The following is a 13,581-nucleotide window of genomic DNA, read 5'->3' on the forward strand; positions in this document are numbered from 1 at the left end:
GAAAACCGTTCTCTCTGCGAGCGGTTTTCGATTTTTTTATCTTGGTCGCAAAAGGCGGTTTATCTTCAATGCTTGAAACGGCAACATTGCTGATTTTCCCGCTCTGCATGTCAATCGCGGCGATCTCGGATCTGATGACCATGAGGATCCCGAATCGCGTGTCGTTGGCGCTTGCGGCCTCGTTCCTTGTGCTGGCACCGATCTCGGGCCTTTCGGCTGCAGAAATCGGTATGCATCTTGCCGGAGCGGGTGCTGTGTTCTTTGCCTGCTTCACGTTGTTTGCACTGAACATCATGGGCGGCGGCGATGCGAAGCTCCTGGCTGCTGCTGCACTTTGGTTTGGGTTCGATTCTTCTCTCATCGAGTTCTTGGTTTATGTCGCGTTCATCGGTGGCGCAGTTACTGTTTTGGTCATCATGCTGAGATCGCAGGCCGCTACCATCGTGGCTTTGGGCTTGCCATTGCCGCACTCATTGACGGTTGCTAAAAAAATCCCTTACGGCATTGCCATCGCGATTGGCGGGATGCTCGCCTTCCCCTCCTCGGCGGTTCTTCTGGCTGCAGCGGCCTAAAAGTACTCCGAACCTTAACGCAGGAGTATAGGAGGTCTTTTTGAAAGGGAGCTCTAATATATGTCAAGTAATCATGGTTAAGTAACAATAAATGTAACCACCCATTAACCATAATTACACCAATTGCCGGTCATTCTGCAGGGCGAAGAATCCTGTTCCTCAAGGAATGACCATGAAACCCGCTCGCATAATGATCCTCGCAGTGGCAGCCGTCGCGGCCGGTATGGCCGGTCTGCTCGCGATGCGCCTGGCGGGTTCGCGCGATATCGTTCCCCAGCAGATCGCGGCGGTCGTGGAGAAGGAGGCGACGGTCAACGTCCTCGTTGCCGGTGCCAATCTGCCTGTCGGCACACGCCTGAACGAACAGTCGATCCATTGGATGCCTTGGCCCGAAAGCGGTCTCGTCAAAGGCCTCGTCACCGAACGCGAACGGCCCGACGCTCTGAAAGATCTGACCGGCGCTGTTGTTCGTCTGCCGATCTTCGAGGGCGAGCCCATCCGCGAGGAGAAGATTGCCGATTCCAACAGCCGTATCCTTTCGTCCTTGCTGCCGGCGGGCAAGCGGGCCGTCGCCACGGAGATTTCCGTCGCCACCGGCGCGGGCGGCTTCATTCTTCCGAATGATCGTGTCGACGTCATCATGGTGCGTAAGGGCTCCCAACAGCAGCTCGTCACGGAAACCGTGCTCAGCAACGTGCGCGTTCTGGCAGTCGATCAGCAGATCGAGGAAAAGCAGGATGGAAGCAAGGCCGTCGTCGGTGCAACCGCGACGCTGGAGCTGACGCCGGATCAAACCAAGGTCCTAGCGGTCGCCCACCAGATGGCCGATCGTCTGACGCTGGCATTGCGCTCCGTTGCGGACGCGCAGCAGTCCGATACGACGGCCGCCGATTATCTTCTGGCCGGCGACAATGGCGGCAGCATGATCCAGGTCATCAAATCCGGAGCAATCGTGACCGACGGCCCGACCGGGCCGAAGCCGCAGTGAGAAGGGGCGAGACCATGTTCAAGACAAGCAAGAAAGCCAGCCTGCCTCTCGCCTTCGGCCTCTCCTTCTCCGTTGCTTTTGCCGGGCTGCCTTTGGGTCCGGCCTTTCTGCGCATGCCTGCGGTCTTCGCAGGCGGCTCGGACAGCATCGTGACGATAGCCGGCCTCGGCACGAAGCGCACATTGAAGCTGGGCCTCAACAAGGCGCTTGTCGTCGATCTGCCGGCCGATGCCCACGATATCCTTGTCTCCGATCCCAAGATGGCCGATGCGGTGACGCGAACATCGCGTCGCATCTATCTTTTCGGCAAGACGGTCGGCCAGACCAACATCTTCATCTTCGGTGCCGACGGCAAGGAGATCGTCAGCCTCGATCTGCAGATCGAGCGCGACATTGCCGGACTTCAGGCCAACCTCAAGCGCTTCATTCCCGACTCCGACATCAACGTCGAGATCGTTTCCGACAACATCGTCATGACCGGTACGGTGCGCACGCCCCAGGATGCGACACGTGCCGAACAGCTTGCGCAGGCCTTCCTCAAAGGCGGCGAGGCGACGACCCGAAACCAGACTGCCTCGGGCAGCGGCGACAACAATGCGGTCGCCATTTTTGCGGAAACACGGCAGACCTCGCAGATCGTCAACATGCTGCAGATCGAAGGCGAGGATCAGGTGACGCTCAAGGTGACCGTCGCCGAAATCAAGCGCAGCGTGCTGAAGCAGATCGGCTTCGACAATCTCGTCAGGAATTCTTCCGGCTTGACGGTTGCCCAGCTCGGCAGTCCTAGCGCGGATGGAACTGCGGCGGCCGGCGGCGGCGGCCTGGCCAGCTTGTTCAAGACCGCCATCGGCAAATACGATATCAGCACCTATCTCAATGCTCTCGAGCAGGCTGGGGCCGTCCGTACGCTGGCCGAGCCGACATTGACGGCGATCTCCGGCCAGGCGGCGACCTTCAATTCGGGCGGTCAGACCCTGTACGCCGTCACGAACAAGGACGGGACCGTCACGGTCACGCCCTTCACCTACGGTATCAGTTTGGCCTTCACGCCTGTCGTGCTGTCTGCCGGACGAATCGCGCTGCATGTGCAGACCCAGGTCTCCAATCCGGTTGGCACAGCCAACGCAGGCACGGCAACCTACAACCAGCGCGCCGCCGATACTTCGGTAGAGTTGCCGTCGGGCGGCTCGATCGCTTTGGCCGGTCTCCTGAGCGATACCATTCAGCAGACCACCAACGGCACGCCGGGCGCCTCGAAGATTCCGATTCTCGGCGCTCTGTTCCGTCAAAAGAGCTTTCAGCGCGATGAAACCGAGCTGGTCATCATCGCGACGCCTTATCTGGTGCGGCCGGTCGCCCGTAGCCAGCTTGCCCGCCCCGACGATAACTTCTCGCCGAGCAACGATATCAGCGGCGTCTTCATGAATCGTGTCAACAAGATCTACGGCCGCAAGGACGGGCCGCCGGTCGCCGATGCCGATTTCCACGGCACTGTCGGCTTCATCTACAAGTGAGGAGAGACCGATCATGACGCGCGCCTTTTCAACCGGATCAACGAAAGATCCCAAAATGGCCAGCCTGGAGCACAAAGCGCCTCGCACCGGCCGGTCCCGTTCCCTCGGGCTGGCTCTGATGGTGCCGGCCCTGATCGTGACGGCTGCAACTATCAGCAGCTGCGCCGATTCACGTGATCGCATGACCACCAGCGCGATCAATGACGATTATCGGCAACGTCATCCGATCGTGTTGACGGAGAAAGAACACAATCTCGATATCCCGGTTGCCGCCAGCGACCGTCGCCTGACGACGGGAATGCGCGATACCATCCGCGGGTTTATCCAGGATTACCGCACTCGTGCGAGCGGTACGGTCGAAATCCTTGCCCCCAGGGGATCGATGAATTCTTTGGCGGCATCTGCGTTGCGTCAGCAGATCCGCAGGGAGCTGGTTGCGAACGGCATTCCGTCGGCCCGCATCGTCGATAGCTACTATGGCGCTGGCGACCCTGGCGATGCGGCTCCGATTCGTCTGCGCTTCACAGCGACGACGGCGCTCACCAACACATGCGGTCAATGGCCGGACGATCTTTCGGACAACGCTTTCGACAACCAGAACTACTACAATTTCGGCTGCGCGACACAGCATAATCTGGCGGCGCAAGTCGCCAATCCGACGGATCTGATCTCGCCGCGCGCCGTGTCGCCGATCGATACCGATCAGCGCAGCAAGGTGATCGACAATTATCGCAATGGCTCGGTCCCGACGAGTACCGCCACGGTTGGCGGCTTCAGTGGTTCCGGCGGCTCGGGCCAATGAACATGAGAGTTACGCGCCGGCGGAACAGGATGAAATCATGAACGCCATCGAATATGATATCGGCTCGACTGCCCCGGAAGCGGAGGAGGTTTCGCGTTCGGCCAATCTCGACAATCTAAGGCCGCTGCCGCGTATTTCCATACATGCCTTTTGCGAAAGCGAGCAGTTGCAGCAGGTGATGGACCAGTGCGCCAACGATCGGCGCATGTCCAAGGTCAGCCTGCGGATCACCAGCGGCGGTGTGGCGGCTGCGGCGAACATGTTCGCCTCGGCGCCGACCCCTAATCTGATCATCCTGGAGACGCGCGCCGGTCCGCGCGGCCTGTTGGCGGAACTCGAACCGCTCGCCGCCGTCTGCGATCCGAGCACCAAAGTCATCGTCGTCGGCTATCACAACGATATCGGCCTCTATCGCGAACTCATCCGCAACGGCATCTCCGAATATATCGTCCAGCCGACCGACATGGTCGATCTGTTGACCGCGATGGCGGCGATCTTTATCGATCCCGATGCCGAGCCGCTCGGGCGCAGTATCGCCTTCATCGGCGCCAAGGGCGGGGTAGGCGCATCGACCATCGCCCATAATTGCGCCTTCGGAATTTCCAGCCTTTTCTCCACCGAAACCATCCTTGCCGATCTCGATCTGCCCTACGGCACCGCCAATATCGATTTCGACCAGGATCCCGCGCAGGGTATCGCGGAAGCCGTCTATGCTCCTGAGCGGCTTGACGAGGTCTTCCTCGACCGGTTGCTGACCAAATGTTCCCAGCATCTCTCGCTGCTGGCGGCTCCCTCGATGCTGGATCGCGCCTATGATTTCGAAGGGCAGGCTTTCCTGCCGGTGCTCGATGTCCTCCAGCGCAGTGCGCCGGTCGCGGTTCTCGATGTGCCGCATGTCTGGACGGAATGGACACGCTCGGTGCTTGGCGCGGTAGACGAGGTCGTCATTTGCGCCGCGCCCGATCTCGCCAATCTGCGCAACGCCAAGAATCTGATCGACGCTCTGAGCAAGCTGCGGCCCAACGACAAGGCGCCGCACCTCATTCTCAATCAGGTCGGCATGCCGAAGCGTCCCGAGATCAACCCCTCGGAGTTCTGCGCACCGCTTGAGACGGATCCGATCGCCATCATCCCGTTCGACATCAACCTGTTCGGCAATGCCGCCAACAGCGGGCAGATGATCGCCGAAACCGATCCGAAGTCGCCGACCGCCGAAACTTTCTCGCAGATATCGCACATCGTTACCGGACGTGTCGCTTTGAAGAAGGCCAGAAAGGGCGGTTTGCTGGGCCTTCTGAAGCGAAAGTGATCGTTTGATTTCGCACGGGCTTCAAAGACCGATCTTTTTGAAGGCCGTGCAGCAGCATTAGAATTGGATCAGAAAGATGTTTGGCAAGCGCGGAAATGAAGGTCCTGCAAAGAGCGGTGCAATGTCTCCGCCGCCGCCGGCGCGCGTGCCAGCCGCTGGCAATGGTCCGGCGGCACCGGCCGTGCTGATTGAGCCGTCCCATGATTCAACGCAGCCCCGTCAGCAGGTCGTGCCTCCCTCGATGCAGACGCCCAGCCGCCGTCGCGTGGCGCGCACCGAAGAATATTACGATACGAAATCGCAGGTCTTCTCCGCGCTGATCGACACGATCGACCTTTCGCAGCTTTCCAAGCTTGGCAACGAGGCCGCGCGCGAGGAAATCCGCGATATCGTCAACGATATCATCACCATCAAGAATTTCGCGATGTCGATCTCCGAGCAGGAGGAACTGCTCGAGGATATCTGCAACGATGTGCTTGGCTACGGTCCGCTGGAGCCGCTGCTCGCCCGCGACGACATCGCCGATATCATGGTCAACGGTGCCGGCCAGACCTTCATCGAAGTCGGCGGCAAGACCGTCGAATCCGAAATCCGCTTCCGCGACAATTCGCAGCTTCTTTCCATCTGCCAGCGCATCGTCAGCCAGGTCGGCCGCCGCGTCGATGAATCGAGCCCCATCTGCGATGCGCGCCTGCCCGACGGTTCGCGCGTCAACGTCATCGCACCGCCGCTCGCGATCGACGGTCCCGCACTGACCATTCGTAAATTCAAGAAGGACAAGCTCACCCTCGATCAGCTCGTCCGTTTTGGCGCCATCACGCCGGAAGGCGCGACACTTTTGCAGATCATCGGCCGTGTGCGCTGCAATGTCGTCATCTCAGGCGGTACCGGTTCGGGCAAGACAACGCTTCTGAACTGCCTGACCAACTATATCGACCGCGATGAACGCGTCATCACCTGCGAAGATACCGCCGAACTGCAGCTGCAGCAGCCGCATGTGGTGCGCCTCGAAACCCGCCCGCCGAACATCGAAGGCGAGGGCGAGATCACCATGCGCGATCTCGTCAAGAACTGCCTGCGTATGCGCCCCGAACGCATCATCGTCGGCGAAGTGCGCGGACCCGAGGTCTTCGACCTGCTGCAGGCGATGAACACGGGCCACGATGGTTCCATGGGGACCATCCACGCCAATACGCCGCGCGAGTGCTTGAGCCGTATGGAATCGATGATCGCGATGGGTGGTTTCAGCCTGCCGGCCAAGACCGTACGCGAGATCATTTCCAGCTCCGTCGACGTCGTCATCCAGGCCGCCCGCCTGCGTGACGGTTCGCGTCGCATCACCCAGGTCACCGAGGTGATCGGCATGGAAGGCGATGTGATCATTACACAGGATTTGATGCGCTACGAGATCGAGGGCGAGGATGCGAACGGCCGGATCATCGGTCGGCACGTTTCCACCGGTATCGGCAAGCCGCATTTCTGGGATCGTGCCCGCTACTACAACGAGGAGCGGCGCCTGGCGGCCGCCTTGGATGAGATGGAACAGAAGGCGCAATAGGATTTACGATGTTCGGTATCGATCCAATAGTGCTGTTGATTGTGCTGCTGGCGGCGGTTTCCGCGGCGGCAGTCTGCTATGGCGTTCTCTATTCCCGGATCGAGACCCAGAAGAAGGCGGAAGGCCGTGTCAATCGCGTCAAGCAGGCCGAAACCGATCGCGTCAAGGTCAAGGCAGCGCGTGACCGCGTCCAGGAAATGTCGAAGCGGCGCAAATCCGTGCAGGATTCTCTAAAGGATCTGGAACGGCGCCAGTCCGAAAACACGAAAAAGAGGCAGTCGCTGAAAGCGCGCCTCGCGCAGGCCGGTCTGTCGTTGACGCCGGCGCGCTTCTACATCTTCAGCGTGCTGTTCGGCCTTTTTGTCACATTGGTTCTTTTCATTGTCGGCGCCCCGCCGCTGGCCATTCTGGGCATATTCTTTGCGGCTGCTTTCGGCCTGCCGCGCTGGGTCGTCCGCTTCCTCATCAAGCGCCGGCAAAGCAAATTTCTGGAAGAGTTTCCGAACGCACTCGATGTCATCACGCGCTCGCTTCGCTCAGGTCTGCCGCTCAATGATGCGGTTCGGCTGGTGGCCGGCGAGGCACGGGAGCCCGTCAAGACGGAGTTCCGCCGGGTCGTCGAAGCGCAGCAAGTCGGCTTCAGCATGGCGGATGCCTGCGCGCGCATCTCGAACCACATGCCCCTGCAGGAGGTAAATTTCTTCTCGATCGTTATCGCGATCCAGGCCCAGGCGGGCGGTAACCTCTCGGAAGCTCTCGGCAATCTCTCGAAGGTGCTGCGCGAGCGCAAGAAAATGAAGGCGAAAGTCAAGGCATTGTCGATGGAAGCCAAGGCATCCGCCGTCATCATTGGCGCTCTACCCTTCATCGTGATGCTGCTGGTCTATCTGACGTCGCCGCAATACATGATGATCCTGTTCGCCGATCCGCGCGGCCATCTGATCTTGCTCGGAGCCGGCATCTGGATGTCGATCGGCATCTTCATCATGCGCAACATGGTCAATTTCGAGATCTGAGCGGGAAGGAGCCGCGTAGCCCATGACCGATCTCGCTGCCCGCTTAACCGATCCCGGCACTCTTCTTGCCGTCGTGGTCGCCATTGCCGTCTTCGCGACTTTCTACACGATTGCGATACCGCTTTTGGAACGCGGCGATCTCAGCAAGCGCATGAAGGCCGTGTCGACGGAGCGTGAACAGATCCGTGCGCGCGAGCGGGCACGGCTTAATGCGGACGGCGGCAAGGCGTCGCTGCGCAGCCACAACAATCGAAACGTCAGACAGATCGTCGAGCGGTTCAACCTGCGCAACGCGCTGGTCGACGCCAATACCGTCAATCGCTTGCGGGCCGCGGGCCTGCGGTCGGAAAATGCGCTCAACATGTTCCTGGTGGCGCGGTTCCTGCTGCCGTTCCTGTTTCTCGCAGTTGCGATCGTCGTCGTCTTCGTTCTCGGCTGGTTCGCCGCAAAGCCCCTGCCGATCCGCCTGCTCGGGGTCATCGCTTTCGCCTATCTGGGCTTCTATACGCCGAACATCTATATCTCCAATCTGGTGAGCAAGCGCCAGAAATCGATCAAGCGCGCCTGGCCCGATGCTCTCGACCTGATGCTGATCTGCGTGGAGTCGGGCATTTCAATCGAGGCGGGTATGCATCGCGTGTCCGAGGAAATGGCAGAGCAATCTCCCGCACTTGCGGAGGAAATGGTGCTGACCACGGCCGAGCTTTCCTTCCTGCAGGATCGCCGTACCGCCTTTGACAACCTCGCCGCCCGTACGCAGATCGAGCTCGTCAAATCGGTGACGCAGGCGCTCATCCAGGCCGAACGTTATGGCACGCCGCTTTCGCAGGCGCTGCGCGTCATGGCGCAGGAGGGCCGCGACGAACGCATGAACGAGGCAGAGAAGAAGGCTGCCGCGCTGCCGCCGAAGCTCACCGTGCCGATGATCATCTTCTTCCTGCCGGTCTTGATGGCGGTAATTCTCGGCCCCGCAATCATTCAGGCTATGGATAAGTTCTGAATTGCCTGCTTGCCCGCCACGCGGAGACATGGTTAGTTGTATGGAATGTCGTCGAGTACGTCTGGCGTGTGTTGCAGCAAGCGCAAGTCGTTCGTACCGAGCGTCCTTGGAGGTCTCGCATGTCATCCCTTGCTATATTTTTCAGCGTCATCGCGGCTGTCTTCATCGGAGCCGTCAGTCCCGGCCCGAGCTTCGTGCTCGTTTCACGCATCGCCATTTCGCGCTCTCGCAAGGCGGGGCTTGCCGCGGCTTTCGGCATGGGAACCGGTAGCGTCATTTTCGCGACCTTGGCCCTGTTCGGCTTGAGCGCGTTGCTGATGAAGGTCGAATGGCTGTATCTCGCGCTGAAAATCGGCGGCGGCCTTTATCTGATCTATGTCGGCATCCGCATCTGGCGCAGCGCGGCGGATGACCTTCCCATCGACGCGCCGGCAACGCCGGCGGAGGGTGGCGTGGTGCGTAATTTCCTCTTTGCGCTCGGCACGCAGCTCAGCAATCCGAAGACGGCCATTTTCTACGGCAGTATCTTCGCCGCACTCCTTCCGGCGGCTCCGGCTCCCTGGCTGCTCTTTGCGGTTCCGCCCGCAGTCCTCCTGGTCGAGGTTGGCTGGTACACCGTGGTGACACTGGCCTTCTCCTCCAACCGCCCACGTGCACTTTATGTCGGATCAAAGCTCTGGATCGACAGGGTGGCGGGTGCCGTCATCGGTGCCCTTGGAGCGCGGCTTGTCGCCGAGGGGCTGCCGCGCCACATCTGGCGTTAAGTGCCTCGAGCTGCCGGGTATCCGCCTGAATTGGCGTGCGGCCGGCTTATCTGTGCGAGAGGTGCGCAGGCGAGCCGTTATGGCCGCTCCCGCTGGCCCTATTGTTGGGCGACTTTCCTGCTGTTGCCGCTGGCGGCAAGCTTCTGCCAGGAGTTCTGCTGCGCCAGCATGCCGCGCAGATAGGCAACGTTGGCGTTCGCCTGTTGCGGTGTCAGTTCCTGCCGCGCAATCTGTTCGGCTTCCGCAAACCGGCCCTGCAGACCGACGACCAGCGCCAGATTCTGCCGTACGCGGCTATCGGAGCCCGGCTGCGAGATGGCCGTGCGGAGATAGTTTTCCGCATTCTTGAGATCGCCGGTCAGCACATAGGACATGCCGAGATTGGAAAGGATGGTCGGCTCGTTTGGAGCCAGCACCAGCGCATCCCGATATTTGGCGCGCGCATCTTGGGAGCGCCCAAGCTGATCGAGGATAGCGCCCTGCGCTGAAACCAGGCGCCAGTCCGGCCGATCCGGAAGCTGGGCGCGGTCAATGGTCGAAAGCGCCTCGTCGAGCTGGCCTGCCGCCGCCTGGGCTTTGCCATAGGCCGCCAGCACGCCGCGGTCGGTTGGATTGGCGATTGCCACCTGCTGCATGACCGCAAGCGCCTGATTGTTGCGGCCGCTCATGCGCAGCGCATTGGCGTAGTTGACGCCGGCATCGCGATCCTTGGGATTGGCATCATAGGCCTTGCCAAACGTCGCGGTCGCCTGAGCCAGCTCCGTGCTGTTCATCGTATCGACAGATTTCGAAGTCTTGGGGATCGAGCCCGTCGTCATCCTGTCCTGTCCGGTCGTCGAGCAGCTTGCGAGCGTGAGCGCCAGAAGTGCGACGGAAGCTCCCTGCAAAAGAAAGGTTCTGAATGAAGACGCAGCTGCGACGGCGGGCATGACGCTGATCCCTGAATTCCTATAGTCTTGCGCCCGGCCTAGAATCGGAACAGGGAAAGGTTCGACGCAATGTTCGCTCCAGCAATAATCTGTTAACCCTAACAGACGGTTAACTCTCGATTCCCCTCAGTCATTGCCGAAGGATAGTCATGGCCCCCTTTCAATTCATCGAGCGCGCGACGCCTTTCAATTCGAAGGGTGGTGCGACCCTGCCGATCTTTGCCGTCACCCCTGCACATATCGAGACGGGCACCATCGATCCCATCGCGCTCGATTGGGCACGCAAGGCGGGTTACAAGGCCGAAAGCGGCTCGCTGTTGTTGATCCCGACCGCTGAAGGGCATCTGGGCGGAGCTCTGTTCGGCCTCGGCTCCAATCCGTCCGAACAACCCTTCCTCACAGGCAAGCTGGCACGCAGCCTGCCGGCCGGCACCTGGCATATTGAGACGGCGCCGCTGACGGCGAACCGGCTCTCGCTTGGTTTCGGTCTCGGCAGCTATCGCTTCGACCGCTACAAATCAGAAAAAGCCGCGGCGCCGACATTGATGATCCCGCGCGATGCCGATGCTGCCGATATCAAGCGCCAGCTGGCAGGCGTCTTCCTCGCGCGCGATCTCATCAACACGCCGACCAACGATATGGGTCCGGAACAGCTCGAAGCCGCCTTCCGGGCGCTGGCCGAGCACTACAAGGCTGAGATGTCCGTCATCATCGGCGATGATCTCCTGAAGGAGAATTTCCCGCTGGTCCATACGGTGGGACGTGCGAGCGCCGATGCGCCGCGCCTTCTGGAACTGCATTGGGGCAAGAAGGGTCATCGCCGCATCACCCTGGTCGGCAAGGGCGTGTGCTTCGACACCGGCGGCCTCGATATCAAGCCGGCATCCTCGATGCTTCTGATGAAGAAGGACATGGGCGGTGCCGCCAACGTCATGGGTCTGGCGCTGATGATCATGGACGCCAAGCTCAAGGTCGATCTGCGCGTCATCATTCCGGTCGTCGAGAATTCGATCTCGGCCAATGCCTTCCGCCCTGGCGATATCTACAAGAGCCGCAAGGGCCTGACCGTGCAGATCGACAATACCGATGCCGAGGGGCGGCTGATCCTTGCCGATGCGCTCGCCTATGCCGACGAGGACGCGCCGGACCTGATGATCGACATGGCGACGCTGACGGGTGCTGCCCGCGTCGCGCTCGGCCCAGATCTGCCGCCCTTCTTCACCGACGATAGCGAACTTGCCAGCGATCTGACCGAGGCGAGCCTGGAGACGGATGATCCGCTGTGGCGCATGCCGCTCTATATGGGCTACGATAAGGATATTCGCACCAAATTTGCCGATATCACCAATGCGCCATCAGGCGGCATGGCCGGCGCCATTACGGCCGCCCTGTTCCTCAAGCGCTTCGTGACGAAGACACCGAGCTGGGTGCATTTCGACATCTTCGGCTGGGCACCGAGCGAACGTCCGCATTCGCCCGGCGGCGGCGAGGCACAGGCCATCCGGGCGCTCTATCACCATATCAGGCAGAGCGTGCGGTAGGGGCTGCATTATCGCGAGCAGATGGGTGTTCGATTGTGCCGAGCCTCTGATATCCCCTCTGTCGCTGTTGCGACATCTCCCCCACAAGGGGGGAGATTGGTTACTCGCTGCACATACCTGCCACAAGCCTAATATCGTGCCTGGTGAAATCGCAGTTCGTTGTTTTGAGGTCGACGAGTGGCAAACTCCCAAAGATCTCCCCCCTTGTGGGGGAGATGTCGCGAAAGCGACAGAGGGGGGTGCGCACCCTCCGCGAATTCTATGGCTCGAAAGTCCATCTTCGAAAGAGCTAGAACCAAAACACCCCTTGAAACCGCCATGATCTTGGTCGAGACTGGAACGGCAGCGTAACGAATTTCGGGGTTGCTCTTGCCGCTTGAACTCACCGCCTCGCAGGCTCTCGGCCTTTGGCACGGCGTGACGCTCGCTCAGGTGCGCCGCGAGGATCATGATTTGACGCTGCGGCAGACGGCGATTCTGCTGCAGATCTATCTTGTGCCGCCGCCGCATACCGTACGCGGCCTGGCCGCGACGCTCGGCGTCACCAAGCCGGTCATTACCCGGGCGCTTGACACCATGGGCGTGATGGGATTGGTCGACCGCGTGCGCGACGATCGCGATCGCCGCAATGTCATCATTAAGCGAACAGTCACCGGCGCGCTCTATCTTGAAAAACTCGGCGATCTCATCATCGAGCACGGCCGAAAATTGTAACCTCAGGAATTTCAACATGATGCTTGACCGCCGTCTCAATGCTTTCAGACCCGATCTTGCCGAGGCTTCTCTCAAGGGCAAGGTTGAGGCCGAGCGTTTCGTCGAAGGTATTGCTGCACGCGTTGCCGTGCCGGTCGTTGCGCTCCGGCCGAAGCCGGATCTCGCCTCGGGCATCGATACCGAGCTCTTGATGGGCGAAGAGGTGACGATATTCGAGCGCCGCGACGGCTGGTGCTGGATCAAGGCTGTGTCTGACGGCTATGTCGGCTATCTTCCGGAAACGGCGATCAAGGAGGGCGCGGCAGCGCCGACCCATGTCGTCGTCCCGCAGCGCACTTTCCTCTATCCCGAGCCGGAGCTGCGCAAGCCGCATGCTGCGATCCTCTCCATGGGCAGCCTCGTATATGTGACCGGTACGGCGGAGGCACGGGGCAATCACTATGTCGTCCTGGAGGATGGAACCGCTATTTTCGCAAAGCATGTCCAGCCGATCGGCTACAACAAGGGCGGCGATTTTGTCGATGTCGCCTTACGCTTCATCGAGACGCCCTATCTCTGGGGCGGCCGCTCGGGTCTCGGTATCGATTGCTCCGGCCTCGTACAGCTGGCGCTGTCGATGACGGGCCGCGTCGCACCGCGCGATACCGACATGCAGGCCACCGGCCTCGGCCAGCCAATAGAGCGCGGGGAGCTGAAGCGCGGCGATTTCGTCTTCTGGAAGGGGCATGTGGCGATTATGGAAGATCCCGAAACCATCGTCCACGCCAACGGCCATACCATGACCGTCGCCCGTGAGAATTTCGCCGCCGCCATCGAGCGCATCGGCTGGCTTTATGAAAGGCCGACCGGCTATCGCCGTTTCATCGACTGACTG

13 protein-coding genes are annotated in these 13,581 nt (G+C 60.5%); 12 read left to right on the forward strand and 1 reads right to left on the reverse strand.

The window, feature by feature from the left end; translation table 11 throughout:
* Window positions 1–68 precede the first annotated feature (68 nt).
* The 9 genes from RTCIAT899_RS01340 (at window position 69) to RTCIAT899_RS01380 (ending at window position 9,523) form a co-directional block, all read left to right on the forward strand.
* Entirely contained in the window at window positions 69–572 is a 504-nt protein-coding gene (locus RTCIAT899_RS01340; RefSeq protein ID WP_015338417.1) for an A24 family peptidase, read from the forward strand.
* A 172-nt stretch (window positions 573–744) separates the two neighbouring features.
* A complete protein-coding gene (cpaB, locus tag RTCIAT899_RS01345) occupies window positions 745–1,560 on the forward strand; it encodes a Flp pilus assembly protein CpaB (protein ID WP_041677767.1) in 816 nt (271 codons plus the stop codon).
* Window positions 1,561–1,574: 14 nt separating this feature from the next.
* Window positions 1,575–3,074, forward strand: coding sequence for a type II and III secretion system protein family protein (locus RTCIAT899_RS01350; RefSeq protein WP_015338419.1), 1,500 nt, complete (start codon window positions 1,575–1,577; stop codon window positions 3,072–3,074).
* A 13-nt stretch (window positions 3,075–3,087) separates the two neighbouring features.
* On the forward strand, window positions 3,088–3,876 hold the full coding sequence (locus tag RTCIAT899_RS01355; RefSeq protein WP_015338420.1) for a CpaD family pilus assembly protein: 789 nt from the start codon (window positions 3,088–3,090) through the stop codon (window positions 3,874–3,876).
* A 37-nt stretch (window positions 3,877–3,913) separates the two neighbouring features.
* Window positions 3,914–5,185 (forward strand): CpaE/TadZ family protein, encoded by a 1,272-nt coding sequence (locus RTCIAT899_RS01360; protein WP_015338421.1) that lies wholly within the window; start codon window positions 3,914–3,916, stop codon window positions 5,183–5,185.
* Window positions 5,186–5,261: 76 nt separating this feature from the next.
* Window positions 5,262–6,743 carry a TadA family conjugal transfer-associated ATPase gene (locus tag RTCIAT899_RS01365; RefSeq protein WP_015338422.1) on the forward strand — a complete coding sequence of 494 codons (1,482 nt, stop codon included), beginning with the start codon at window positions 5,262–5,264 and terminating at the stop codon, window positions 6,741–6,743.
* 8 nt (window positions 6,744–6,751) lie between these two features.
* The gene (locus tag RTCIAT899_RS01370; RefSeq protein WP_015338423.1) at window positions 6,752–7,759 is read left to right on the forward strand and encodes a type II secretion system F family protein; all 1,008 of its coding nucleotides are present in this window, start codon (window positions 6,752–6,754) and stop codon (window positions 7,757–7,759) included.
* Between the two features lie 22 nt (window positions 7,760–7,781).
* The gene (locus tag RTCIAT899_RS01375) at window positions 7,782–8,759 is read left to right on the forward strand and encodes a type II secretion system F family protein (protein WP_015338424.1); all 978 of its coding nucleotides are present in this window, start codon (window positions 7,782–7,784) and stop codon (window positions 8,757–8,759) included.
* Between the two features lie 119 nt (window positions 8,760–8,878).
* Entirely contained in the window at window positions 8,879–9,523 is a 645-nt protein-coding gene (locus RTCIAT899_RS01380; RefSeq protein ID WP_015338425.1) for a LysE family translocator, read from the forward strand.
* Window positions 9,524–9,621: 98 nt separating this feature from the next.
* On the opposite strand, the gene RTCIAT899_RS01385 is transcribed toward RTCIAT899_RS01380, so the two are convergent.
* Window positions 9,622–10,452 carry a tetratricopeptide repeat protein gene (locus RTCIAT899_RS01385; protein ID WP_015338426.1) on the reverse strand — a complete coding sequence of 277 codons (831 nt, stop codon included), beginning with the start codon at window positions 10,450–10,452 and terminating at the stop codon, window positions 9,622–9,624.
* 149 nt (window positions 10,453–10,601) lie between these two features.
* On the opposite strand from RTCIAT899_RS01385, the gene RTCIAT899_RS01390 reads away from it, so the two are divergent.
* The 3 genes from RTCIAT899_RS01390 (at window position 10,602) to RTCIAT899_RS01400 (ending at window position 13,578) form a co-directional block, all read left to right on the forward strand.
* A complete protein-coding gene (locus RTCIAT899_RS01390) occupies window positions 10,602–11,993 on the forward strand; it encodes a leucyl aminopeptidase family protein (protein ID WP_015338427.1) in 1,392 nt (463 codons plus the stop codon).
* A 369-nt stretch (window positions 11,994–12,362) separates the two neighbouring features.
* Window positions 12,363–12,707, forward strand: coding sequence for a MarR family transcriptional regulator (locus RTCIAT899_RS01395; RefSeq protein WP_041677769.1), 345 nt, complete (start codon window positions 12,363–12,365; stop codon window positions 12,705–12,707).
* Between the two features lie 16 nt (window positions 12,708–12,723).
* Window positions 12,724–13,578, forward strand: a complete 855-nt coding sequence (locus tag RTCIAT899_RS01400; protein WP_015338429.1) for a C40 family peptidase — start codon at window positions 12,724–12,726, stop codon at window positions 13,576–13,578.
* The last annotated feature ends 3 nt before the right edge of the window (window positions 13,579–13,581 follow it).

It is taken from the genome of Rhizobium tropici CIAT 899 (assembly GCF_000330885.1).
Taxonomy (GTDB): domain Bacteria; phylum Pseudomonadota; class Alphaproteobacteria; order Rhizobiales; family Rhizobiaceae; genus Rhizobium; species Rhizobium tropici.